The organism is Streptomyces sp. NPDC041713, assembly GCF_055591085.1.
The window spans coordinates 137,774-163,731 of the sequence record NZ_JBVIZY010000004.1 but is presented as its reverse complement, the minus strand read 5'-3'; the positions used below and the strand labels follow the sequence as shown (position 1 = coordinate 163,731).

General features: G+C 70.8%; 17 protein-coding genes. 14 read left to right on the top strand and 3 right to left on the bottom strand.

The window, feature by feature from the left end; all coding sequences use genetic code 11:
- The first annotated feature begins 122 nt into the window (after positions 1-122).
- The 7 genes from ACZ6CV_RS13995 to ACZ6CV_RS13965 all read left to right on the top strand — a co-directional run bounded on the left by ACZ6CV_RS13995 (position 123) and on the right by ACZ6CV_RS13965 (position 12,714).
- Entirely contained in the window at positions 123-2,756 is a 2,634-nt protein-coding gene (locus tag ACZ6CV_RS13995) for a PA14 domain-containing protein (protein WP_469251035.1), read from the top strand.
- Between the two features lie 175 nt (positions 2,757-2,931).
- Positions 2,932-5,286, top strand: a complete 2,355-nt coding sequence (locus tag ACZ6CV_RS13990) for a GH92 family glycosyl hydrolase (RefSeq protein ID WP_469251456.1) — start codon at positions 2,932-2,934, stop codon at positions 5,284-5,286.
- Positions 5,287-5,463: 177 nt separating this feature from the next.
- Positions 5,464-6,960, top strand: a complete 1,497-nt coding sequence (locus tag ACZ6CV_RS13985) for an SDR family NAD(P)-dependent oxidoreductase (RefSeq protein WP_469251034.1) — start codon at positions 5,464-5,466, stop codon at positions 6,958-6,960.
- Between the two features lie 562 nt (positions 6,961-7,522).
- Positions 7,523-7,696: a hypothetical protein gene (locus ACZ6CV_RS13980; protein WP_355806587.1), complete on the top strand. Its 174-nt coding sequence runs from the start codon at positions 7,523-7,525 to the stop codon at positions 7,694-7,696.
- A gap of 293 nt (positions 7,697-7,989) precedes the next feature.
- Entirely contained in the window at positions 7,990-9,843 is a 1,854-nt protein-coding gene (locus tag ACZ6CV_RS13975; protein WP_469251033.1) for a family 20 glycosylhydrolase, read from the top strand.
- Positions 9,844-9,872: 29 nt separating this feature from the next.
- On the top strand, positions 9,873-11,435 hold the full coding sequence (locus tag ACZ6CV_RS13970; protein WP_469251032.1) for an alpha-L-fucosidase: 1,563 nt from the start codon (positions 9,873-9,875) through the stop codon (positions 11,433-11,435).
- Between the two features lie 304 nt (positions 11,436-11,739).
- Positions 11,740-12,714, top strand: a complete 975-nt coding sequence (locus ACZ6CV_RS13965) for a nitroreductase/quinone reductase family protein (protein ID WP_469251031.1) — start codon at positions 11,740-11,742, stop codon at positions 12,712-12,714.
- A gap of 64 nt (positions 12,715-12,778) precedes the next feature.
- Here the strand turns inward: ACZ6CV_RS13965 and ACZ6CV_RS13960 are convergent, their stop codons facing one another.
- Positions 12,779-13,792 (bottom strand): LacI family DNA-binding transcriptional regulator, encoded by a 1,014-nt coding sequence (locus ACZ6CV_RS13960; RefSeq protein ID WP_469251030.1) that lies wholly within the window; start codon positions 13,790-13,792, stop codon positions 12,779-12,781.
- 305 nt (positions 13,793-14,097) lie between these two features.
- Between ACZ6CV_RS13960 and ACZ6CV_RS13955 the strand changes: the two genes are divergently transcribed.
- The 5 genes from ACZ6CV_RS13955 to ACZ6CV_RS13935 all read left to right on the top strand — a co-directional run bounded on the left by ACZ6CV_RS13955 (position 14,098) and on the right by ACZ6CV_RS13935 (position 21,658).
- Positions 14,098-15,393, top strand: a complete 1,296-nt coding sequence (locus tag ACZ6CV_RS13955; RefSeq protein WP_469251029.1) for an extracellular solute-binding protein — start codon at positions 14,098-14,100, stop codon at positions 15,391-15,393.
- 41 nt (positions 15,394-15,434) lie between these two features.
- A complete protein-coding gene (locus tag ACZ6CV_RS13950) occupies positions 15,435-16,331 on the top strand; it encodes a carbohydrate ABC transporter permease (RefSeq protein ID WP_469251028.1) in 897 nt (298 codons plus the stop codon).
- Positions 16,328-17,251, top strand: coding sequence for a carbohydrate ABC transporter permease (locus ACZ6CV_RS13945; RefSeq protein ID WP_469251027.1), 924 nt, complete (start codon positions 16,328-16,330; stop codon positions 17,249-17,251). Before ACZ6CV_RS13950 ends, ACZ6CV_RS13945 begins: the two co-directional genes overlap by 4 nt.
- A 42-nt stretch (positions 17,252-17,293) precedes the next feature.
- Positions 17,294-18,559, top strand: a complete 1,266-nt coding sequence (locus ACZ6CV_RS13940; RefSeq protein ID WP_469251026.1) for a glycoside hydrolase 5 family protein — start codon at positions 17,294-17,296, stop codon at positions 18,557-18,559.
- An 81-nt stretch (positions 18,560-18,640) separates the two neighbouring features.
- Positions 18,641-21,658: an alpha-mannosidase gene (locus tag ACZ6CV_RS13935; protein ID WP_469251025.1), complete on the top strand. Its 3,018-nt coding sequence runs from the start codon at positions 18,641-18,643 to the stop codon at positions 21,656-21,658.
- A 179-nt stretch (positions 21,659-21,837) separates the two neighbouring features.
- Here ACZ6CV_RS13935 and ACZ6CV_RS13930 read toward each other — a convergent pair whose 3' ends face one another.
- On the bottom strand, positions 21,838-22,608 hold the full coding sequence (locus ACZ6CV_RS13930) for a hypothetical protein (protein ID WP_469251024.1): 771 nt from the start codon (positions 22,606-22,608) through the stop codon (positions 21,838-21,840).
- 127 nt (positions 22,609-22,735) lie between these two features.
- Between ACZ6CV_RS13930 and ACZ6CV_RS13925 the strand changes: the two genes are divergently transcribed.
- The gene (locus ACZ6CV_RS13925; RefSeq protein ID WP_469251023.1) at positions 22,736-23,809 is read left to right on the top strand and encodes a hypothetical protein; all 1,074 of its coding nucleotides are present in this window, start codon (positions 22,736-22,738) and stop codon (positions 23,807-23,809) included.
- A 118-nt stretch (positions 23,810-23,927) separates the two neighbouring features.
- Here the strand turns inward: ACZ6CV_RS13925 and ACZ6CV_RS13920 are convergent, their stop codons facing one another.
- Complete coding sequence (locus ACZ6CV_RS13920; RefSeq protein ID WP_469251022.1) at positions 23,928-24,638, bottom strand: FadR/GntR family transcriptional regulator; 711 nt, start codon at positions 24,636-24,638, stop codon at positions 23,928-23,930.
- Between the two features lie 223 nt (positions 24,639-24,861).
- Here ACZ6CV_RS13920 and ACZ6CV_RS13915 point away from each other — a divergent pair, with 223 nt between their 5' ends.
- Positions 24,862-25,956 carry a sugar ABC transporter substrate-binding protein gene (locus ACZ6CV_RS13915; RefSeq protein ID WP_469251021.1) on the top strand — a complete coding sequence of 365 codons (1,095 nt, stop codon included), beginning with the start codon at positions 24,862-24,864 and terminating at the stop codon, positions 25,954-25,956.
- Positions 25,957-25,958 lie beyond the last annotated feature (2 nt).

Sequence of the window (25,958 nt, the reverse complement as noted above, 5' to 3'; positions counted from 1 at the left end):
GACCCTGGACAGCGCGCCGGAGAGCGTGCTGTCATGCCAACTGCCGTTCCTTCCAACGTTGTACAGATTCGTTGTACAGACTGCAGCGACGAGCCGCCACCCTTCCTCACCAAGGAGGATCCGTGCGCATCAGACGACATCCCGGACGCCCCGCCCGTCTCGGCCGACACCTCGCCCTGCTGCTCGCAGGGGCCCTCGGCGTCGCGGGACTCACCTCCGTTCCCGCCGCGAACGCCGACGACGACCCCGTCGAGATCCACGGCCTCAAGGGCGAGTACTACACCCAGTCCGCCCCCGGCACCTTCGACTTCGACGAGCTGAAGGCCACCGGCCTCGACCCGAACATCGACTTCGGCAACCTGGAGTCCCGCCTCAAGGCCACCACCGGCCAGGCCGACGACGTCAGCGTCCGCTGGACCGGCCGGATCGTGCCCGAGAAGAGCGGCGCCACCACCTTCTCGATGATCGGCGACAACGGCTTCCGCCTCTGGGTCGACGGCAAGCTCGCCATCGACCACTGGCAGGACGACTGGGACAAGGAACAGACCTCCCAGGGCGTCGAGTTGCAGGCCGGCAAGGCCTACGACATCAAGGTCGAGTACTTCGAGCACTACGGCGGCTCCAACCTGCGCCTGAAGTGGACGCCGCCCGGCGGTGAGAAGAAGGCCGTCCCGCGCTCCGCCCTGCGCATCCCCGCCGACTTCGACTACGACGGCGCCATCGACGCCACCGTCCTGCGGGACGGCCGCAGCCTCAAGCTGGACTTCGCCCAGCCGCTCGCCGCACCGCCCGCCGGCCTCACCGACCACCTGAACGCCGTGATCGGCGGCGCCACTTGGCCGCTCGGCACCGTCACGACCGACCCGGCCGACCGGCGCAGCCTTCTCGTGAAGCTCAAGGAACCCGTCGTCGGCAAGAAGGGCGGCGACGCGCCCGGCCTCGCCGACATCCGCTACGACGGCAAGGGCGGCCTCACCGGCACGGACGGCAAGGCCGTCGGCCAGTTCTGGACCAGCGGCCCCAACCACTCCGAGTACGAGCTGCGCACCAAGTGGGCCGACGACGTCACTCCCGGCAACGCCCACCGCGAGTACCCCCGGCCGCAGTTGAAGCGCGCCGACTGGCAGAACCTCAACGGCTCCTGGCAGTTCGCCGCGGCCGAGCCGGGCGAGCAGCCCCCGGTCGGCAAGAAGCTCGCCGAGAAGATCCTCGTCCCGTACCCCGTGGAGTCCCAGCTCTCCGGCCTCGAACGGCACGAGGACCGCATGTGGTACCGCCGCACCTTCACGGTCCCGAAGAACTGGCGGGTGGGTGCGGGCAAGCGGCTCAACCTCAACTTCGGCGCCGTCGACTGGCAGTCCGAGGTGTACGTCAACGGCAAGAAGGTCACCGAACACAAGGGCGGCTACGACAAGTTCAGCGCCGACGTCACCGACGCGCTGAAGCCCGGCCGCACCCAGGAGCTCATCGTCGGCGTGTACGACCCGACCGACGCGGCGGACGGCGCCAACCCGCCCGTCGGCAAGCAGCGCCTCGACCCCAGCGGCATCTGGTACACCCCGTCCTCCGGCATCTGGCAGACCGTGTGGCTGGAGCCGGTCGCCGCCGACCACGCCGACTCCCTGAAGATCACGCCCGACGTCCCGGGCAAGCAGGTCTCCGTGGAGGCGCGGGGCGTGCGCGACGGTGTGCCGTTCACGGCCGCCGCGTACGAGGGCCACAAGAAGGTCGCGGAGGTCAGCGGGCGCACCGGGCAGCCCCTGAAGCTCAGGATCGCCGACCCGCGGCTGTGGTCCCCGGACGACCCGTTCCTCTACGACCTGAAGGTGCGGGTCGGCAAGGGTGACCGCGTCAGCAGCTACTTCGGGATGCGGTCGATCGCCGTCGAGAAGGTGAAGGGCACCCCGCGCACCGTCCTCAACGGCAAACCCGTCTTCCTGATGGCCACCCTCGACCAGGGGTTCTGGCCGGACGGCCTGCACACCGCGCCGAGCGACGAGGCGCTCGCGTACGACCTGAAGATGCACAAGGAGATGGGCTTCAACTCGGTCCGCAAGCACATCAAGGTCGAACCGGACCGCTGGTTCTACTGGGCGGACAAGCTGGGCCTGCTCGTCTGGCAGGACATGCCGGCCATGGAGGCGGGCCGCACCCCCGACACTGCTGCCCGCGCCGAGTACGAGCGCGAGATGAAGCAGATGATCGACGAGCACGCGAGCAGCCCGTCGGTCGTCATGTGGGTCACCTTCAACGAGGGCTGGGGCCAGTACGACATCGGCCGTGTCGCGGCACAGGCCAAGTCCTGGGACCCGACACGCCTGGTCAACAACATGTCGGGGCTCAACCTCGGCGCGGACGGGAACGCCGGCGACATCATGGACGAGCACGGCTACCCGAGCCCGGCGCTGCCGCCGCACCCCGACGGCGAACGGGCCCTGGTGAGCGGCGAGTACGGCGGGCTCGGCCTCGCGGTGCCCGGCCACGCCTGGGCCGTCCAGCAGAGTTACGTCGACGTGGATCCGGCCACCTACACGGACGACTACATCGCCAAGCTCGACGAGGTGCGGGCGCTCGCCTGCAAGGGGAGCAACGGCGCCGTCTACACCCAGATCACCGATGTGGAGGGCGAGTTGAACGGTCTGCTCACCTACGACCGCAAGGTCGTCAAGCCCGACGTGAAGCGGGTGAAGGCGGCGCACGAGGCGCTGATCCGTGACGCGTCGCAGGCCACGGTGGGCGGCTGCACACGCTCCTGAGCCCGTCGGCCCCCGGTCCGCCGTTCGCGCGGGCCGGGGGCCGGTCCCGTCCGACGCAGACCCCTTGACGGGTACACGCCGACAACCCAAGAATGATCGCGAAACAGGCTCTGACAACGTTGTCCCAAGCGCTCGGCGCAGGCCTTCGAGGAGGCGTTCCCCCATGAGTCCCACCATGAGATGGACCCGGCGGCTGCGCGGCGCGGGGACGGTTGCGGCGCTGGCCGCCCTGCTCGGCGGCGGCGCCCTGGCGATGCCGTCGGCCCAGGCGGACGCGGCGCGCGCACCGGCCGGTGGTCGGCTGACCGACCTGGTCAACCCGTTCATCGGCACCGAGAACGAGGGCAACACCTATCCGGGTGCCGCCGTCCCCTTCGGGATGGTGCAGCTCTCGCCCGACACCGGCCACAACACCGGCTACGACCACTCCGACACCCACATCCGCGGCTTCTCCGCGGTCCACCTCTCGGGCGTCGGCTGCGGACTCGGCGGCGACCTGCCGACGCTGCCCACCACGGGCGACGTGACGGAGACCGACTACGCCAAGTACGCCGCGGAGTTCAGCCACGACGACGAGAGCGCGAGCCCGGGCCGCTACCGCGTCGGCCTCAAGGGCGGCATCGAGGCGGAGCTGACCGCGACCGCCCGTACCGGCGTGCAGCGCTACACCTTCCCCGCCACCGCCAAGGCCAACGTCCTGCTGAACGCCGGGCAGTCGCTGCACAAGACGGTGCGCACCAAGGTCGAGATCCTCGACCACCGCACCGTGCGCACCTCGATCACCGGCAGCGGCTTCTGCCAGGACACCCGGCCGTACACGCTGCACACCCTCACCCGCTTCGACCGCCCCTTCACGACGTCGGGCACGTGGAAGGGCGCCGAGGTCACCGAGGGTGCGAAGGAGACCTCGGCGGGGGAGGAGCGCACCGGCGCCTTCGTCCGCTTCGACACCGGCAAGGACCGCACGGTCGAGGCGACGACCGCCATCTCGTACGTGGATGCGTCGGGCGCGGCCCGCAACCTCCGTGCTGAGGGCGGCCGTTCGTACGACCGGGTCGCGAGCGCGGCGCGCGCCGCGTGGGAGAGACGGCTGGACGACGTACGGGCGCGGGGCGGCGGCGAGACCGTGCGCCGCACCTTCTACTCGTCGCTGTACCGCTCGTTCCTCGCGCCGAACATCGGCAGCGACGTCGACGGGCGCTACACGGGCTGGGACCAGAAGACCCACCGCGCCAAGGGCTTCACGTACTACCAGAACTGGTCCCTGTGGGATACCTACCGCACCCAGGCCCAGCTCCTCGCGCTGCTCGCGCCGCGCGAGTCCCGTGACATGGCGCTCTCCGTCCTGAAGATCGACGAGGAGAGCGGCTGGCTGCCGAAGTGGGGCTACGGCACGGTCGAGACGAACATCATGACCGGCGACCCGATCACGCCCTTCCTCACCAACGCCTACCAGCAGGGCCTGTTGAAGGGGTACGAGGAGAAGGCGTACCGCGCGCTGAAGAAGAACGCCGACGGGGTGCCGCCCGCCGACTCCGCGCCGGTCGGGCGCGAGGCCAACAAGGAGTACCTGGCCGAGGGCTTCGCCCCGTACGTCAAGGGCCGCCCGCACGCCAAGCCCGGCGACTCCGACTACGACCACGGCGCCTCCGCCACGCTGGAGTACGCCCTGTCCGACGCGATGCTGGGCGCGATGGCGCGCGAGCTCGGGCACGACGCGGACGCCCGCCGCTATGCCGCGCGTGCCCAGAACTACCGGAAGATCTTCGACGCCTCGACCGGGTTCTTCCGCGCGCGGGACGCCTCGGGGGCCTTCACCGGGCCCGCTGACCCGGCCAAGAGCGAGGGGTTCCACGAGGGCACGTCCTGGCAGTACCAGTGGCTCGTCCCGCAGGACATCCCCGGCATGGTCGACCTGATCGGCGGCAAGCGGACGGCCACCGACCGCCTCGACTCCTTCTTCGCCTACGAGCAGCTGCTCAAGGATCCCGCGAAGACCGCCCGCGAGGTGTGGGTCAACGGCCCCTACGACTACTACAACGCCGACAAGTACAACCCCCAGAACGAGCCCGACCTCATCGCCCCGTACACGTACCTCTCGACCGGCCAGCCGTGGAAGACGACCGACGTGGTGCACGCCGCGCTCACCCTCTTCACGGACGCCCCGACCGGCATGACCGGCAACGACGACCTCGGCACCATGTCGGCGTGGAACGTGCTCTCCTCGATCGGCGTCTTCCCGGTCCAGCCGGGCACGGACACCTGGGGCCTGTCGACGCCCGTCTTCGACCGGGTCGACCTGCGCCTGGACCGCCGCTACTACCCGCGGGGCGCGCTGACGGTGAAGGCGCCGGGCACCTCGGACAGCAGCCGGTACATCCGGTCGGCGCGGGTCGACGGGGTCGCCCACGAGGCGACGTACCTGACCACGGACGACATCCGGGACGCCAGGGTGCTCTCCTTCACGGTGGGGGAGAAGCCCTCGGAGTGGGGGACGTCGGAGGGAGCCGCGCCGCCCGTCGTGCGGTGATCCCCGCCCGCCTCCGAACCGCCGGGCACCCCCTCGGTCCGTGCGCGTCGCCGGTGACGGTGTGCGCACAGGGCGTGGGTTTGGAGAGCGGGGCCACCGCTACGTAAACTTCCGCTTTTGGAGCTTCCGCGGGCGACCAGATGCGCCGTGGCACGGAATGACACGAGGACAGCGGCGATGACGGTGACAGACGAAGGCCAGGAGGGGACCGTCGAGCACGAGGCGTACGGCCCCGGCATCGACCCCGACCGTCTCGCCGTCTGCCTCGGCGTGCTCGACGAGCTGGACCGGCTCGAGATCGACCACCCCGACGCGATCGCCGTGCGCCGGGCCACCGCCGGGATCTACCGGACGGTGAAGCAGCGCCGCCGTCAGGAGCGCCGGGCCGCCAAGACCGCCCACGACAAGGCCGTCACCGAAGCCACCGCCACCGGCTCCGCCCAGCGCATCGACGACGAGACGGAGGGCCTGCTGCCCTCGTCGCGGACCGAGGAGGGGCGGATCGCGGGGATACTCCAGCGCCCGCGCTCCTGCTACACCTGCAAGGCCCGGTACGTGGAGGTCGACTACTTCTACCACCAGCTCTGTCCGGAGTGCGCGCTGCTGAACCGGAGCCGGCGCGAGGCCCGCGCCGACCTCAGCGGCAAGCGCGCCCTGCTCACCGGTGGCCGCGCCAAGATCGGCATGTACATCGCGCTGCGGCTGCTGCGGGACGGCGCCCACACGACCATCACCACGCGGTTCCCCAAGGACGCGATCCGGCGTTTCAAGGCGATGGACGACTCCGCGGACTGGCTGCACCGGCTGGAGGTCGTCGGCATCGACCTGCGCGATCCCGCGCAGTCGGTGTCCCTCGCCGAGCGGGTCGCCGACGCCGGCCCGCTGGACATCCTGATCAACAACGCGACGCAGACCGTGCGCCGTCTGCCGTCCGCCTACGCCGCCCTGGTCGACGGCGAGAGCGCGCCGCTGCCCGCCGGTGAGCTGCCCGCGCACTCCGTGATCGGCGCCTTCAACTCCGGAGCGGTGGACGGCCTGGCCGCCCTGCCCGTCGGCACCAGCGGTCTGGACGCGCAGCAGGTCGCCGACCTCGCGCTCGTCGCCGGCAACGCCAGCGTCGCCCGGCACCTCGACGGCACCGCCATCGACGCGGGCGGCCTGGTGCCGGACGTCGTCGACAGCAACACCTGGGTGCAGACCATCGAGCAGATCTCCCCCGTGGAGCTGCTGGAGACCCAACTCTGCAACTACACCTCGCCGTTCATCCTGATCAGCGCGTTGCGCCGGACGATGGCCGACGCGGCGAAGAAGGCGGAGAGCGGCCGCGCGTACATCGTCAACGTCTCGGCGATGGAGGGCGTCTTCGGCCGTGGCTACAAGGGAGCGGGCCACCCGAACACCAACGCGGCGAAGGCCGCGATGAACATGGTGACGCGGACCAGCGCCCAGGAGATGTTCGAGTCCGACGGCATCCTGATGACCTCGGTCGACACCGGCTGGATCACGGACGAGCGCCCGCACTACGACAAGCTGCGCCTCGCCGAGGAGGGCTTCCACGCCCCGCTCGACCTGATCGACGGCGCCGCCCGCGTGTACGACCCGGTCGTACGCGGTGAGGCGGGCGAGGACCTGTACGGGGTCTTCATGAAGGACTACGCGCCCGGGAAGTGGTAGTCCGGGCTGGGTAGGGAGCTGAAGGCGGGGCCGGGCCGGGGTCGGCGTCGGGGTGCGTGGTCTGCGGTGCGCGGTCAGCGGCGCACGGGCTGCGGCGTGCGGCGTGCGGCGTGCGGCGGGGAGTGTGGCGTCCGTCACTGTGGACGGTCCGCGTGCGGCCCTTTCGCGCCAGTCGTACGCCCTGTGAGCAGTGACGGGCCTGATCCCGCGGGTGTGACGCGCGGTGGCGATGAACCCCTCGGCCCGCTCCGGTGAGTTCGCCGCACTGGTGGAACCTGGCCCTCCGGTCGCCGTCGGTCACCGGCGCCACTTCTGACCTGCCGGTTCCGTGCGCCGTCTGGTCCGTCCTTGTCCGGAATTCATCCCCGTCTTTGGGGCCCCATCGAGCGCGGCTTCGCTCATTTGGTTAACCTAAGGCGAGCGGGCAGCCACCAGGGAGCCACAAGCCTCCCTCGGCCGCCCCGGGACAGGCTGGTACCACGGCCGCGGTCCCGCCAGAATCCGGCGCCACCGCGACCGAACTGCCTCTGTCCTTCCGTTACGCGACACAAAGGAGTGCGCGGTGACACCAGATCTGACGAAGCACGAAAATCGACCGGCGGAACGCGGCGGTGAACGGGCCGGACGGCCCCACAAGCTCCGCAATCTGGAGGCGTGGGCCAAGGCGGCCCCGATCCGTCTGGCCGGCTACGAGGACGACCTCGCCGAGCCGCACATCCTCCCCGGTATCGACTGATCCGGAGCTGCTCCGGGAAGCCCCCGGTGTCGGTCCGCTGCGCTTCGCCACGTGCCCCCGGCTCCCGAAGGCCGGGGGCACCGGTGTGTCCGGTCGTCTGCGTCAGGGGCGTCTGTGTCTGGGGCGTCGACGTCCCGTAGCAAGTAAGAATTCATCCGATGGATCGCCGTGTGCGCGTACTGAACCGTGGGGGGTTGCCTCTGATTCACCGGCCGACGCCCGCGCAAATGTCCAACTCCTCGCAGAGAACGATGCATTGACAGCTTCGTGAGGCGCTTGAATCATCGGACCTCATGACCGCACTGCGCTCACTCCTCGCCGCCGCTCTGCTCGTCGTGGCGGCCCCGCTCCCGGCCGCCGGCGCCTCGGCCCCCGCCGCCCCGGATCCACCGCGCACCGTGCCCGCCCTCACCGACTGGACGCCCGCCGAGGGGAGTTACCGCTACGGGCCCGGCACCCGCCTCGTCGCGCATGACCCCGCCTCGCGCCGCGTGGCCGCCACGCTCGCCGACGATCTGCGCGCCGCCGGCGAGGGCCACCCGGCCCTGACGCACGGAAAGCCCCGCCCCGGGGACATCGTGATCGACGCCGACCGGGCGCGGAAGCCGCTGGGCGGCGAGGGGTACGAACTCCGGGTGGGCGGACGCCTGGAGATCACCGGCGCCACCGAGGCAGGCGCCTTCTACGGCACCCGGACCCTGCTCCAACTCCTCGCCCAGAACGACCGCGTCCCCGCCGGGCGCACGGTCGACGTGCCCCACTACAAGGAGCGCGGTGTCGGCGTCTGCGCCTGCTACATCCACATCTCCACGCCCTGGCTGGAGAACCTCGTCCGCGAGATGGCGTACCGCAAGCAGAACCAGCTGCTCCTTGAGCTCAAGGTCAAGAGCGACGCGCACCCCGAGGCCAACTCCTGGGGTTACTACACCAAGAGCGAACTGCGGCGGTTGGTCGCGCTCGGCGAGAAGTACCACGTCACGATCGTCCCGGAGATCAACTCGCCGGGCCATCTGGACCCGTGGCTGGAGAACCGCCCCGACCTGCAGCTCACCGACTCCGACGGCGTCCGCCAGCCGGCCCGCCTGGACATCACCAAGGACGCGTCCTTCGCGTACTACACGAGCCTCGTCGACGAGTACGCCGACGTCTTCCCGGCGACGTCTGGGCACATGGGCGCCGACGAGTACATGCTCGGCTCCGACTTCGCCAAGTACCCCCAGATCCTGGAGTACGCGAGGAAGAAGTACGGCGCGAACGCCACCCCGCAGGACGCCTTCATCGACTTCGTGAACCGCGTGCACGCGTACGTCACGAGCAAGGGCAGGCACCTGCGCATCTGGAACGACGGTCTCACCGGCGCGAACACCGTGCCCGTCGCACCCGGCACCACCGTCGAGCACTGGCTCGACGTGAAGACGAAACCCAGTCGACTCATCGCGCAGGGTCACCCGTTGATGAACGCCGCCTACGCGCTCTACCTCGTGCGCGGCGGCTTCCACACCGACACCCGCAAGCTGTACGACCAGCAGTGGGACCCGCGCAGCTTCGAGGGCGAGAAACTCGCCACCGGCGGCGGCGTCACCGGCGCGAAGATCAGCCTGTGGCCCGACAACGGCCGCGGCGAGACCGAGAACGAGGTCGCGGCCGCGATGGCGCTGCCGCTCGCCCATGTCGCGCAGGTCACCTGGGGAGCCGCTCACCCGGACCCGACGTACGGCGAGTTCACCGCCCGCGCCGAGTCCGTGGGCCACGCACCCGGGTGGCGCGACCTCACCAAGTCGCCCGTGGCCGACGGGACGTACACCCTGCAGGACACGGCCGGACGTGCCGAGCCCCGCGACGTCCGGGTCGAGCGCACCGCCGACGGCTACCTGACGCTGCGGTCCACGGTGAGCGGCAAGTGCCTGGAGACCCGCAGCGGGAAGCTGACGCTCAACGTGCCGCTGCAGCCGGGGACCGCCGTCACCGAGGAGACGTGCGACAGGAAGAACACCCTGCAGCGGTGGGAACTCGCGAAGGCGCCGGGCGGCCTCCGGATCACCAACGCCATCACACGCATGGCCGTGCACGTCACGCAGGACGGCCGACTCGTCCAGTACGCACCGGACCAACAGCGGCCCGCAGCCTGGACGTTGCGCGCGCACTGACCCCCGCCTCCGAAGGAGATCGGCACCCCATGACCGTCAGCAGACGCCTCTTCATGGCCGCCGCCGTCACCACGGCCGTCGCCGCGTCCGGCGCCCCGCTCCCCGCGGCCGCGACCGGCGGACCCGGAAGCGCCGAATCACCCCACCGCATCCCGGTCGGCCCCGGTGACACGCCCGCCACGCTGGTCGCCAAGGCCTCCCGGGTCCGCCCCACCGCACGCCAGATCGCCTGGCAGAAACTGGAGCAGACCGCCTTCCTGCACTTCGGCGTGAACACCTTCACCGGCCTCGAATGGGGCACCGGCGACGAGGACCCGGACGTCTTCCAGCCCGCGGAACTCGACACCGACCAGTGGGCCCGCGCCCTGCGTGACGGCGGCTTCCGGCTCGCCATCCTCACCGTCAAGCACCACGACGGCTTCGTGCTCTACCCCTCCCGCTACACCAACCACACGGTGGCGAGCAGCAGTTGGCGCGGCGGCACCGGCGATGCGCTGCGCTCGTTCGCCGACTCGCTGCGGCGGTACGGCATCAAGGTCGGCGTCTACATCTCGCCCGCCGACGAGAACCAGTACCTCGACGGCGTCTACGCCAACGGCAGCAAGCGATCCCCGCGGACCATCCCCACCCTCGTCCCGGACGACGACCGGGCGGGTGACGATCCGCGCACCTTCACCCTCGACGCCACCGACTACGGCGCCCACATGCTCAACCAGCTCTACGAGGTGCTCACCGAGTACGGCCCCGTGGACGAGGTGTGGTTCGACGGGGCGCAGGGGCGCATCCCGCCGGACAAGGTGGAGACGTACGACTGGGACAGCTGGTACGCGCTGATCCGTGCGCTCGCCCCGGACGCCACCATGGCGGTGCGCGGCCCCGACGTCCGCTGGGTCGGCAACGAAGGCGGGCTCGCGCGGGAGAACGAGTGGAGCGTCGTCCCCGTCAAGGACTCCGGCAACGGCAGCATCGACTACGCCCTCCCGTACGACGCCCCCGACCAGGGCAGCCGCGCGGCGCTCGCCGAGGCGTGCTCCGTCGCCCAGTATCTGCAGTGGTGGCCCGCCGAGTGCGATGTCTCCATCCGGCCCGGCTGGTTCTACCACGACGACCAACAGCCCAAGAGCGTCGACGAGTTGACGGACATCTGGTTCCGGTCGGTGGGACGCAACTCCGTGCTGCTGCTCAACATCCCGCCGGACCGGCGCGGGCTGCTGCCTGACGCCGATGCGGTGCGGCTGCGCGAGTTCCGTCGGCGGATCCGGAGCGAGCTGCCCGAGGACCTCGCGGGCGGAACGCCGCTGCGGCACGATCACAAGAGGGGGACCGTCACCGCGGACCTCGGCGCCGTCCGCGCGGTGGACCGCATCCGCCTCGCCGAGGACATCCGGCACGGGCAGCAACTGGAGCACGCGGTCATCGAGGCGTACGCGGACGGCGGTTGGCGGGCCGTGACGGAGGTGGACACCGTGGGCGCCAGTCGCGTGCTGAGACTCGATGCCCCGGTGACGGCGCGGCGGTGGCGGCTGCGGGTGACGCGGTCGCGGGCGGGGGTGCGGATCGCGGAGTTCGGTCTGTACCGGTCGGAGGTCTGAGGCCCCGACCAGGGGCGCAGGCCTCCGGCTCCCGTTGACATGCAGGGGAGTGGATGACTGTAATGGTGCTCGTGCCGCGTGGCGCCGACCGAAGAGCAGTGGGCAGGTCGGCGATCGGGCGAGCACCTTCACTCAAGGACGACGCCGATGGATACGTCGTGAGTTCACACCCCGGGGCTTCCGCCTGACCGTGCGTCTTCGCGCGCCCCGGCCACGCCTCCGGCGCGTGGCGTTCCCTCTCACCCACCGCGCCTCCGAGTGTCCTCCGAGGCGCGAACCCCCTGTACGGAGACCTGACACCGTCATGCCCACGCACTCAACGCCCACGCACTCCACGCCCGACCGCCCGGCCACCGCAGGCTCCGCGCCCGCGCCCGCCCCGTTCAACCAGTCCGTCATCGACGAGTTCCGAGCGGGTGGCGGGAAGGTCGGCGGCCCCTTCGAAGGCGGCGACCTCCTGCTGCTCACGACCACCGGCGCGAAGACCGGTGAGCCGCACACCACGCCGCTCGGTTTCGTCCGCGCCGAGGGCCTGCTCCTGGTCGTCGGGTCGAACCTCGGCGCACCGCGCCACCCCGACTGGTACCGCAACGTCCTCGCCCACCCCACGGTCACCGTCGAACTCGGCACCGACACGTTCGAGGCGATCGCCGTCCCCACCGAGGGGGAGCGGCGCGAGTACCTCTTCGAGCGGGTGGTGGCCGCCGCCCCCGGCTACGGCGACTACCAGGACCGGACCAGCCGCGTCCTGCCCGTCGTCGTCCTGGAGCGGCCCGCGCACGAGGCCGGCATCCCCGAAGGTGCTGCCACCTTCGCGGACAAGATGACCCAGGTCCACCTCTGGCTGCGCGGACAGCTCCGGCACGTGCGCGAGGAGACGGAGGCGTACTTCGGTGTGCTCGCCGCCGATCAGGGGCAGGGTGCGCCGCCGAAGCCGGGCATCGGCCTGCAGATCCGCCAGCACTGCCTGGCCTTCTGCGACGCTCTGGAGTTCCATCACACCAGCGAGGACGCGCACCTCTTTCCCGTGATGGGTCACCACCACCCGGAGCTGCGCGAGACCTTCGACCGGCTTGCCGAGGAACACCGGGTGATCGCCCGGATCCAGCGCGAGCTGGCCGCGCTCCTCGCGGACATCGACGGAGCAGACCCCGCCCGTTTCCGCTCCGAACTCGCCCGTATGTCGACGGAGTTGGTCGCTCATCTCGACTACGAGGAGGAGTCGCTGCTGCCGATCCTGGCCGCGCTGCCCTGGCCTCCGGCGCCCCCGGGCGCATGAGAACCGTCGCCCGGGCAGCGGTCGGCGCCCGGGCGAACGGCCTCCACCCGGGCGGCGGCCCGGCTCAGTCCCTGACCGGCCCCGTGCTCTCCCGCTCGATGAGCCGGGGCAGCGGCACCTGGACCGTCGCCGCGGGGCCGTCGTCGAGCAGGGCGAGGAGTTCGCGGGCCGCGGTGCGGCCGAAGGCCACCGTGTCCCGGGAGAGGGCCGTCAGCCACGGGTGGACCATGCGGCAGAGCGCCGAGTCCTCCCAGGCGACCACCGAGAGGTCGTCCGGCACCGCGAAGCCGAGGGAGGTCGCGGCGGCCACGCCGGCCACGGCCATCACGTCGTTGTCGTACACCAGCGCGGTCGGCGGCTCGGCGGCCTGAAGGACCCGGCGGGTCGCCGCGGCGCCCTCCGCGTCCGAGTAGTCCGTCGTCACCGAACGCACCCCCGACATGCCCCGGCCCGCCGCCTCGACGCGCAGCGTGCGGATGCGGCGCTCGGTGTGCGCGAGCCCCTCCATGCCCGCGATGTGCACGATGCGGCGGTGTCCCAGGGTGTGCAGGTGGCCGACGACCGACGCCATCGCGCCCGCGTCGTCCGCCCACACCGTGGACAAGCCCGGGTGCCCGGCGTCCGGGTCGGGCACGCCGCCCGTCACCACCGCGGGCAGCCCGAGCTCGTCGAGCAGCGCGGGCCGCGGGTCGTCCGTGCGCGGGTCGACCACCAGCACGCCGTCCACCCGGTGCTCGGCCCACCAGCGGCGGTAGACCGCGCACTCCGCGGCCACGTCCTCCACCACCTGGAAGAGCAGGCCCAGGTGCCGCTCCGCGAGGACCTCCTGGATCCCCGAGATCAGCTGCAGGAAGAACGAGTCGACGCCCAGGGTCGCCGCGGGCCGCGCCACCACCAGGCCCACCGTCGCCGACCCCTCGCCGGACAGGGCGCGCGCCGCCGTGCTGGGCCGCCAGCCCAGCTGCTCCGCGACCCTGCGCACCCGGTCGCGGGTGATGGCGGAGACACCGGGCCGGTCGTTGAGCGCGAAGGAGACGGCGCTCTCGGACACCCCGGCGCGGCGCGCGATGTCCTTCATGGTCGGCCGACGTGCCGGTGACCGCTTGCCTTGCACCCGTTGCCCCTTTCCTGGCTCCCGGATACTAATGCGCTTGAGTGGCTGGACTCTAAAGCGCATTAGTCATCTGCCGCAAGGCCTCCAACGCACCTTTGTGACCTGCGGTGTTGGCCGGTCGATCGCACACTCTTCGAATTCCGTGTCCCGAATCCATTGACTTTGCTCCACCGCTGCGTGCAGGGTCTGCCTCGGCGCGGATTGCACGGTCGGGACGGTTGCAGTCACCGCCTCTCTCACGCTGGGCCGAGCAAAGGAGCCGTTTCACCGTGCGCATCTCCCGCATCCCTCGCAGAGCGGTCGCCGCAGGCGCCGTCCTCGCCGTCCTGCTGCCGCTGAGCGCCTGTGGCGGCGACGACGACGGCGGTTCCCAGGACGCCTCCGGGAAGATCGAAGGCAAGATCACCTTCCAGACCTGGAACCTGAAGGCCAACTTCAAGCCCTACTTCGAGGGCCTGGTCGCCGAGTTCGAGAAGAAGTACCCCGGCACCGACGTCCGCTGGGTCGACCAGCCCGGCGAGGGCTACGCCGACAAGATCAGCGCCGACGCCGCCGCGGAAACCCTGCCCGACGTCGTCAACGTCTCGCCCGACCTGGTCGCCCCGCTCGCCAAGGCGGGCCTCGCCCTCGACCTCGGCAAGGTGGCGGGCAAGTACGAGAAGGAGTACCTCCCCGGCGCCTGGAAGAGCCACCAGATACCGGGCATGGACGGCACGTACGCCTTCCCCTGGTACCTGAACACCGGCCCGCTCTTCTACAACAAGCGGCTCTTCAAGGACGCCGGTCTCGACGCGGACAAGCCCCCGAAGACGTACGACCAGCTCTTCGACGACGCCCTGCGGCTGGCGAAGAAGAGCGACGGCAAGGTCGCCACGCTCGCCAACGTCCCCACCATCGAGGACTTCGGCCGCTACGGCGTCCCGCTGATGAACAAGGAAGGCACCGGCTTCACCTTCAACGACGCCAAGGGCGTCGAACTCCTCACCGAGTACAAGAAGTTGTACGACGCCAAGGCGCTCGACGGGCAGGCCCTGACCGCCACCCCGGAGTCGACCGGCAAGAAGTTCCTCACCGAGGCCGTCGCCATGAACCCCGGCAGCGCGCTCGACCTGGAGAAGTTCAAGAAGGAGGCGCCGAAGCTCTACAAGAACATCGGCATCACCCCGCAGATCAGCAGCACCGGCAAGGACAACATGTACGTGATGGGCGTGATGGTGAACGCCCGTACCAAGCAGACCCCGGCCGCCGTGGCCTTCGCGCACTTCGTCACCGACGCCCGGCACCAGATGGAGTTCGCCAAGAAGGTCGCGATCTTCCCCAGCACCCAGGGCTCCCTCGACGACCCGTACTTCACCGAGCAGGACGGCAAGGAGGAGACCCGGGTCAGGGTCGCCGCCGCGAAGTCCATCAAGACCGCGGTGAACTACACGCCCGTGCTGTTCAGCGAGCAGATGAAGGTCGAGCTGCGCAACGCCGTCGCCAAGGCGCTGCAGGGCAAGGAGAGCCCCAAGGAAGCACTCGACAACGCTGTCAAGAACTGTGACCGGCTGCTGAGCCAGAGCTGACCGCTGCCGCTGTGCCGATCCATGACCAGGGAACGTCAGCCATGAAGACCCGTACCGCCCCCGCCAAGATCAGGCGTCAACTGCCCACCAGCCCCTGGCTGTTCGCCGCTCCCGGGCTCGTGATCGTCGCCGTTTTCATCCTCTATCCGTTCCTCAGCACGCTCAACAACTCCTTCACCGACAAACGGACGTTGATGCCGGGCGAATACGTGGGGTTCGCCAACTTCCAGGAGCTGCTGCACGACGACATGTTCTGGATCGGGCTGCGCAACAGCACGATCTACGTCCTCGTGGTCGTCCCCGCGCTCGTGCTGCTGCCCCTGCTGCTCGCGATGCTCGTCCAGAAGCACATCCCCGGCATCACCTTCTTCCGGTCCGCCTGCTACACGCCGGTGGTCGCCTCGATCGTCGTCGTGGGCCTGATCTGGGTGTGGATGCTCGACGAGCGCGGCCTGGTCAACGCCCTCCTGGAGGCGGTGGGCGTCGGGAAGGTCGGCTTCCTGAGCGACCAGTGGCTGCTGCTGTTCAGCGCCATGGCCGTCACGGTCTGGAAGGGCCTCGGCTACTACATGATCATTTATCTGGCGGCGCTCGCCAACGTGCCGCGCGAGCTGCACGAGGCGGCGGCGGTCGACGGGGCGGGAGCGGTCCGCCGCTTCCTCACCGTCACCGTGCCCGCCGTGCGCTCCACCATGGTCCTGGTGGGCGCGCTCTCCTCGGTCGCCGCCTTCAAGGTGTTCTCCGAGGTCTATCTGATGGCGGGCCCCACCGGCGGCCCGGCCGGCGAGGACACCACCCTCGTGATGCTGGTGCAGCGCGTCGGCACCGGCCTGACCGGACGGGTCGGCTACGCCTCGGCGATCTCGGTCGTCGTCTTCGTCGTCACCGTCGCACTGATGCTGCTCGTGCTGCGGGCGGACCGGAAGGAGGACGCGTGAGCACCGTCGAGAAGACACCGGCGACCGCCGCCCGGCGGCCCGCGCCCGACGCGCCCCGCACAGCCCGGCGCCGCGTCACCGACGAGAACGGCCGCCGGATGCCCGTGTGGGAGATCGTCCTGCGCTACGTACTCCTGCTCGCCGTACTGGCGTTGATGATCGGGCCGTTCCTCTGGCAGCTCTCCACGTCCCTGAAGGGGCCGCACGAGGACATCTTCAGCTCCCCGCCGAAGTTCCTGCCCGCCGACCCGACCCTGCACAACTACGAGCGGGTCGCCGCCACCATCCCCGTCTGGGACTACGCGCTCAACTCCCTGAAGGTGGCCGCCGCCAACGTGGTCACCAACTGCGTGGGCGCCACCCTCGCCGGATACGCCCTGGCCCGGCTGCGCTACCGCGGACGCAAGGCGGCCACGGTCGTCTTCATCCTGGCCATGCTGGTGCCCGTCGAGGGCATCATCATCGCCCAGTTCACGACCATGCGTGAGCTCGGCCTGAACAACACCCTCATCGGTGTGCTGCTGCCGGGCTGCGTCTCCGCGCTCAACGTCCTGCTGATGCGCAACGCCTTCCTCAACGTGCCCTACGAGATCGAGGAAGCCGCGTTCGTCGACGGCGCCAACGTGTGGCAGCGGTTCCTGCGCATCGCGCTGCCCGCCGTCAAGGGCACCCTCGCGGTCGTCGCGATCTTCGCCTTCATGGGCGCCTGGGACGACTTCCTCTGGCCGCTGATCGTGCTGAGCGACCCGGACCGGTTCACGCTCACCATCGGCCTCAACTACCTGCACGGCACCTTCGCCAACGACGAGCGCCTCGTCGCCGCGGGCACGGTCATCGCCGTGCTCCCGCTGATCGTCCTCTTCGCCTGCCTGCAGCGGTACTTCTTCCGCGGCGTGGGCGAGGGCGCGGTCAAGGGCTGAGCCGCCGCGCCACCCGAACTCCCTCAGAACCAGGATCCGCACTTGTCTTCCGCATCGCCTTCCGCGCCGCCTGCGGGCCCCCCGCGCTTCGGCGCCAACTACACGCCCGGCCAAGGGTGGTTCCACCACTGGCTCGACTTCGACATCGACGCCGTACGCGCCGACCTCGACGCGATCGCCTCGCTCGGCCTCGACCACATCCGGGTCTTCCCGATCTGGCCGTACTTCCAGCCCAACCGCACCCTGATACGCCCGCGCGCCGTCGAGCAGCTGGTCCGGCTCGCCGACGCCGCCGCCGAACGCGGCCTCGACGTCAACGTCGACGGCCTCCAGGGGCACCTGTCCAGCTTCGACTTCCTGCCCGCATGGACCCAGACCTGGCACCGGCGGAACATCTTCACCGACCCCGACGTGGTCTCCGGGCAGGTCGCGTACCTGCGCACGCTCGCCGGCGCGCTCGCCGACCGGCCGAACTTCATCGGCATGACCATAGGCAACGAGATCAACCAGTTCTCGGCGGGCCCGCACCCCGACCCCGACCGCATCACCGCGGAGCAGGCGGAGACCTGGCTGCGCACCGTCCTCGCCGCCTGCGAGGAGGGCGCCCCCGGCAAGCTGCATCTGCACGCCGAGTACGACGCCGCCTGGTACCAGGACGACCAGCCCTTCACCCCGGCGCAGGCCGCCCGGCTCGGCGCGGTGACCGCCGTCCACTCCTGGGTCTTCAACGGCACCGCCCAGCGCCACGGGCGCACCGGCACGGCCACGCGCCACCACGCGGCGTACATGATCGAGCTGTCCAAGGCGTGGGCGCTCGATCCGGGGCGGCCCGTCTGGCTGCAGGAGGTCGGCGCGCCCGCGCCGCTGATTCCCGCCGAGCACGCCGCCGCCTTCACCGAGGAGACGATCGCCGCCGCGCTCGACTGCCAGGACGTGTGGGGCGTCACGTGGTGGTGCTCCCACGACGTCTCGCGGGACCTCGCGGACTTTCCCGAGCTGGAGTACAGCCTCGGGCTGCTGACCAACGACGGACAGGTCAAGCCCGCAGGCGCCGCGATCGCCCGCATCGCCAAGGAGTGGCGCGGGCGCACCTGCGCGCCGGCGACCCGCACGACGGCGCTCGTCGTGGACGACGCCCCGGCGCGGCGGTCCGAATGTGCCCCCGGCGGGGTGGTCTTCGAGGCGTTCGCCCGCCTGGTGGCCGACGGGGTGCGGCCGACGGTCGTCCTCGCGAGCCGGGCCGCCGACGCGGCGTATCTCGCTGCGCGGGGCATCACGGAGGTCGTGTCGCCGGAGGTGGTGAGCTAGCCCGCGACATCGCACCGTAGATCGCGCTTCGCGCTCGTCCTCAAACGGCGGACGGGCTGACTATCCCCTGGGAGACCCCTCATGCATGACGACCGCACCTTGGTCGAAGCCCGCCTCAAGCGCGTTCTGGACGAGCGCATCAGGCCCGCCGTGTATCCCGCCTCCGTGCCGCTCGACGTGGCGGTGTGGAACGCGCCGGGCGAGCCGGTGCCGGTGGCCGAAGGGCTCGCCGCCGAGCCGGCGCCGACCGCCGTGGGGGAGCGGTGGGGCGCGCCCTGGGGGACCAGCTGGTTCCGGGTGACCGGGACCGTGCCGCAAGAGTGGGCGGGCAAGACCGTCGAGGCGATCCTCGACCTCGGCTTCGACGAGAACATGCCGGGCTTCCAGTGCGAGGGGCTCGTCTACCGCCCCGACGGCACCCCGGTGAAGGGTCTCAACCCGCGCAACCAGTGGGTGCGCGTCGCCGCGCCCGCCGAGGGCGGCGAAGAGGTGCGGCTGCACGTCGAGGCGGCCTCCAACCCGGTCATCCTCGACTACCACCCCTTCCTGCCCACCCAGTTGGGCGACAAGGAGACCGCGGGCAGCGAACCCCAGTACAAGCTGGAGCGCATGGACCTCGCCGTCTTCGACGAGACGGTCTGGCAGCTCGTCATCGACCTCGAAGTGCTCGGCGAGCTGATGGTGGAGCTGCCCGAGGACTCCGGGCGGCGCTACGCCATCGTGCGCGCCGTCGGCCGCGCGCTGGACGCCGTCGACATCCAGGACGTGGGCGGCTCCGCCGCCGCGGCCCGCGCCGAGCTGGCCGAGGTGCTCGCCACGCCCGCCGAGCCGTCCGCGCACCGGATCAGCGCCGTCGGCCACGCCCACATCGACTCCGCCTGGCTGTGGCCGTTGCGCGAGACGGTCCGCAAGGTCGCGCGCACCACGTCCAACATGACGGCGCTCATCGAGGACGAGCCGGACTTCGTCTTCGCCATGTCCCAGGCCCAGCAGTGGGCATGGATCAAGGAGCACCGCCCCGAGGTGTGGGCGAAGGTCAAAAAGGCCGTCGCCGACGGGCGGTTCGTGCCCGCGGGCGGCATGTGGGTCGAGTCGGACACGAACATGCCGGGCTCGGAGGCGATGGCCCGTCAGTTCGTGCACGGCAAGCGGTTCTTCCTCGACGAGTTCGGCGTCGAGAACGACGAGGCGTGGCTGCCCGACACCTTCGGCTTCGCCGCGGGCCTGCCGCAGATCATCAAGGCGGCGGGCTCCAAGTGGCTGCTCACGCAGAAGATCTCCTGGTCCCAGACCAACCGCTTCCCGCACCACACCTTCAACTGGGAAGGCATCGACGGCACCCGCATCTTCACGCACTTCCCGCCCGTCGACACCTACAACTGCTCGATGAAGGGCAGCGAGATCGCCCACGCGGCGAAGAACTTCAAGGACAAGGGCGTCGCACGGCACTCCCTCGCGCCCACCGGCTGGGGTGACGGAGGCGGCGGCACCACCCGCGAGATGATCGCCAAGGCCGCGCGCCTGCGGGACCTGGAGGGCTCGGCGACCGTCGCGTGGGAGACGCCGGAGACGTTCTTCGAGAAGGCGCAGGCCGAGTACCCGAACCCGCCTGTCTGGGTCGGCGAGCTCTACCTCGAACTGCACCGCGCGACCCTCACCAGCCAGGCCGGCACCAAGCAGGGCAACCGGCGCAGCGAACACCTGCTGCGCGAGGCGGAGCTGTGGGCCGCGACCGCCGCCGTGCGCAACCCCGATTTCGTTTACCCCTACGAGCAGTTGGACCACGTCTGGAAGACGGTGCTGCTCCACCAGTTCCACGACATCCTGCCCGGCTCGTCCATCGCCTGGGTGCACCGCGAGGCCCGCGCCACCTACGCCGCGCTCGCCCAGGAGCTGAACGGCATCATCGACAAGGCGCAGCGCTCACTGGCCGGTGAGGGCACCGGCGCGCTGGTCTTCAACTCCACGCCGCACACCCGCGACGGGGTGCCCGCGGGCGGTGCGCGGACCGCCGTCGTCGACGGCGACGCGACGATCACCCCGCGCGAGGAGGGCGGCTACGTCCTCGACAACGGCCTGCTGCGGGTGGAGATCGACGGCCGGGGCCTCGTGGTGTCCGCGTACGACATCGCGGCGGACCGGGAGACGATCGCGCCCGGCCGCGCGGCCAACCTGCCCCAACTGCACGCCGACTTCCCCAACATGTGGGACGCGTGGGACGTCGACGAGTTCTACCGCAACACCGTCACGGACCTGGCCGAGGCCGACGTGGTCGAGCCGGGCGAGGGCGCGTCGGTCCGTGTCGTACGCGGCTTCGGTGACTCCCGGCTCACCCAGGTGCTCTCGCTCGCCCCCGGCGACCGGCGCCTGGACATCGACACCGAGGTGGACTGGCACGAGACGGAGAAGTTCCTCAAGCTGGCGTTCCCGCTGGACGTCCACGCCGAGCGGTACGCCTCGGAGACGCAGTTCGGCCACTTCTACCGCGCCACGCACACCAACACGAGCTGGGAGGCCGCCAAGTTCGAGGCGTGCAACCACCGCTTCGTGCACGTCGAGGAGCCGGGCTGGGGCGTCGCGCTGGTCAACGACTCGACGTACGGGCACGACGTGACCCGCACGGTGCGCGAGGAGGACTGCGGTACGACCACCACGGTCCGCGTCTCGCTGCTGCGCGCCCCGCGCTTCCCCGACCCCGAGACCGACCAGGGAGTGCACCGCTTCCGGCACGCCCTGGTGCCGGGCGCGGGGATCGGTGACGCGGTGCGCGAGGGCTACCGCATCAACCTGCCGGAGCGGCGGGTGCGCGGCGGCTCCGAGGTGGCCCCGCTGGTGACGGTCGACAACGACGTGGTGGTCGTCACCGCGGTCAAGCTCGCCGACGACGGCAGCGGCGACGTGGTCGTCCGCTTCCACGAGGCCCACGGCGGCCGGACGAAGGCCACGCTGACGGCCGGATTCACGGTGGGCTCGGTGGCGGTGACGGACCTTTTGGAGCGGCCGCTCGACGGGGTGAGCGCACCGGAACTCGCGGGCGACGCGGTGACGGTGTCCCTGCGACCGTTCGAGCTGGTGACGCTGCGGTTCACGCGGGGCTGAGGGGCAGGTCCCCTCGTCCGGATCACGCCGGACCACGCCGGACCACGCCGGGTCACGCCGGGTCACGCCGGGTCCGCAGGGCTCGGCGTGGTTCTGCGGTGTGGTCGTCGGCGGTGAACTCCCCCGTCCTGGCCGTGTGGAAGGCACATCCGTCACGGCGACGCGACGGAGAGGTTCATTCACGCCTCGGTCCGCAGCCACACGCGCAGCGGGCCGACGGGGGTGAACCCCTGACGTTCGGCGGCGGTGAGGTCGTCGCCGTGTTCGTACCCGACGACCGGCACCCCCGGCCACAGCCGGTCCGTGGCCCGCAGGCAGCCGCGCCAGGCGGCGTCGAGGTCGCCGTCGGCGGCGAAGAGGTTGGAGATGCCGATGACGGAGGCGCCGGGATAGGCGATGGCGCCCGCGGTGACGGGGTCCGTGCCCACGGGGTCCATGCCCGAGGGGCCCGTGCCCGCGGGCGCCAGGAACACCGCTCCGTCGTCGAGCAGCGCGGGCCGGAACAGACCGCCGCTCTCCCCGTCACCGCTCCACGCGGCCTCCCACGCGAGCAGTCGTGCGGCGCCCTCGACCGGCCCCCATCGGTCGGCTCGCAACGGCGGTGCGGGCTCCGTCGCCGCGCGGTGGATCCACCGCGCCTCGAACAGCACCTCGAAGCCGGCCGCGGACAGGTCCAGCGAGCCGAAGCTGTCCTTGACGGAGGCGCCGGGGGAGGAGAGGTCGATGCGGGACAGCACGTCGTCGGGTGTCGCGGCGGGGGAGAGCGTCACGGCGTCGGGGTACAGCGGAGGCGTACGCAAAGCGCTTGCCCACACGCCTCGTTCGACGGCACCCGGCACTCCGTGGGAGCGGCAGACGGCGTCGCACCAGAGGGCGTTGTTGCGTACGGTCGCGCACAGCGCGGACAGCGGGGACGGGGTGGACGGGGTGGCGCGCGCATCGGTGATCACGCGGGGATGGTGTCAGAACCGGCCCGCTCGGGTCTCCCGTATTTCTTTCGGCCGCCCTGCGGGGACAGGGGTGCCACCCGTGGACCGGTGCAACATGATGAGCTCCTGAGGCTGTCGCGCAACGGGGGTGTGGCATGGAGTCGACGGAGCTCGCGATGCTGGCGGTGGGTGTCGTCAGCGCGGTGGCGACCGGCGCGGCGACCGGCGTGGGGAGGGGGCCGGGGCCGCTGTCACCGAGCTGGTCCGCTCACGTCTGGCCCGCACGGAGCGGGGGCGTGCGGCGCTGGAGGGGATCGACGGGGACGGGACGAGCGCATCCGCCCAGTCGCAGGCCCAGACCGTCCTGCGCGAGGAGATCGAGGCGGATCCGGCGCTGGGGCGGCAGCTGGCCCTGCACCTCAACGCCCCCACGACGTACAACCGGGACGCGGTGGTCATCGACCGCAGCACGATCACGCGCAGCCACATCGCGCTCGGTCCGATCACGGTCAACAAGACCCCGGGCGCGCTCACCGTCCTGGCGCTGATCGGTGTGCTGCTGCTGGCCCTGGTGGCGCTCGGCGTGTACGGGGGGACGCGGCTCATCGCCGACGATGGCCCGCGGGGCACCTCGGCGCAGGACAGCGGAGAAGGCGGCGAGCACGACGGCAAGGGCACGGCAGAAGGCAAGGGCTCGGCCGAAGAGGAGAAGGCCGCCGACACCGGCGATGACGCGGCCGACCGCACGCGCGCCCTGACCGTGGCGCAGACGCGCGACGCCCTGCCCACGCGGAAGGACATGCCGCCCGGCTGGTCCCAGCAGAGCCCGGCCGGTGCCGTGGAGGCGGAACGGTCCGGCGGCTGCCACATGGGAGGCACGCGGTACGAGATGTCGTCGGGGTCCGGAGCGGTCAGGGCCGAGTTCCAGCTCCACGCCTGCACGTCACCCGACCAGGCGGAGCGCATGCAGGAGCAGCTGGTCCGTCAGCAGTCCGGCTGCGACAGGACGACACCGCTGTCGCTGCCTCCCCTGGGCGACAAGAGCTCGACCTTCACGTACTACAAGGAACCGGAGGACAGCACGAACGCCATGGCCGTCGTCCGGGTGGGCAGCACCGTGGCCTGGCTACGCCTCGGCGAGGTGAACGGCCTGCCGGACTACGAGGCACAGCTCGACGAGCTGGCGCGCCTTCGTCGCCCGGATCGAGCGCACCCTGGCTGACGGCTGACGGCTGACGGCTGACGGCTGACGGCTGACGGCTGACGGCTGACGGCTGACGGCTGACGGCTGACGGCTGACGGCTGACGGTTACCGTGCCAGGGCGCGGGTCGCGCGGGGTTCAGCCCTCCACCTGAGCCCGCAGCCACTCCTCCACCTCGCCCACGTGCGCCGCCGCCGCGGCCCGTGCCGCCTCCGGATCCCGGGCCACGAGTGCGCGATGGATCCGGGCGTGCTCGCGACGGGTGCGTTCGAAGGCGCCCTCCTCCTGGTAGCCCCGCCACACACGGGCGCGGAACGTGCGGGACGAGAGGCCCTCCAGGATCGCGGCCATCGTGTCGTTGTCGGCCGCGAAGGCGATCGTGCGGTGGAACGCCAGGTCGTGGGAGAGGATCTCCTCCGGATCGTCGGTGGCGTTCATCGCCTCCAAGTGCTTTTCCACGTCCGCCAGTTGGTCCGCCGAGATCCGCGCGGCGGCCAGCGCCGTCGCAGTGGACTCCAGCACCCGGCGCACCTCCAGGAGCTCAACCAGGCGCGGCCCGCGGGAGAGGTCCGCGACCACCCCGAAGGTCTCCAGGAGGTCGCCGGCCTCCAACTGTGTGACGTAGATGCCGGATCCGTGCCGGGCCTCAAGGACTCCGAGCACCGTCATCGCCCGGATCGCCTCCCGCATGGAGGAGCGCGAAATGCCCAGCTGGACCGCCAAGTCCCGTTCCGTGGGCAGGCGTTGGCCGGGTTCTAGGCGGCCCTCGCCGATCATCGCCTTGATCTGCTCGATGGCCCGCTGCGTCACGGTGCCCTTCTGCGGGGCGGACTGGTCCGGCTGGTCCACGTAACGCTCCTCCACTGGACGGGTGCGCGGCAGTCTAGCCAGAGAAGTGGTCCGACCACTACGGCCGTACGGCGCGGAAAGTTGCCGACGAGGGGTGTTGTGGGTGCCAAGTGGTCTGATAAATATTCGCGTCATCGGGTCCCGGTGGCCGCTCGACGCGGCCTCGGACGCGCTTGATCACGCTCGATCCCCGTTCGTTCCCCCCTCGATGAGGAGCCGTCAGATGGCCGGCAGGAAAGTGCGCGACAGGCACAGGAGCAGGCCCGGCAGGGCGGGGACGTCGCGGGCGGTGCGCGCCGCCGCCGCGGCCGCCTGCGCGTCCCTGGCGCTCGCGGCGTGCGGCAGTACGAAGGACACCGCGGCGCCCGGCGACGGGGGCGGGGGTGAGGGCAAGGTCGGCGTGGTCCTGCCCCTGCTGACCTCGCCGTTCTGGCAGTCGTACAACGACTACGTGCCGAAGATGGCGAAGTCCGAGGACGTCGACGCGATGAAGACCGTCAACTCCAACAGCGACCCCTCGCAGCAGATCACCGACATCAACAACCAGCTCAACCAGGGCGTGAAGGGACTCGTCGTCGCGCCGCTCGACAGCGCCGCGATCTCCGCGGGCCTCGACCAGGCCGAGCGCAAGGGCGTGCCGGTGGTCGCCGTGGACGTGGCGCCCGAGAAGGGCAAGGTCGCGATGGTGGTGCGGGCCGACAACGTCGCGTACGGCGAGAAGGCCTGCGACTACCTCGGCAAGCAGGTGGAGACCGGCGAGGTCGTGCAGGTCATGGGCGACCTCGCGTCCGTCAACGGCCGTGAGCGCTCCAAGGCCTTCCGGGACTGCGTGAAGAAGAAGTACCCGAAGCTCAAGGTGCTCGAGATCCCCGCCAAGTGGGAGTCCGACACCGCCGCCGCCAAGCTGGACACGCTGCTCAACTCGCACCCCGACATCAAGGGGATCTACCTGCAGGCCGGCGGCGTCTACCTCGCCCCCACCCTGCAGACGCTGAAGTCGAAGGGGATGCTGAAGAAGGCGGGCGAGAAGGGCCACATCACCGTCGTCTCCAACGACGGCATCCCGCAGGAGTTCGACGCCATCCGCAAGGGCCGGATCGACGCCACCGTCTCGCAGCCCGCCGACGCCTACGCCAAGTACGGCATGTACTACATCAAGGCCGCGATGAACGGGAAGAAGTTCAAGCCCGGTCCGACCGACCACGACTCCGAGATCGTCGAGCTGCCCGGCGGCGTGCTGGAGGACCAACTGCCCGCGCCGCTGGTCACGAAGGAGAACGTCGACGACGCCAAGCTGTGGGGCAACACGGTCACATGAGC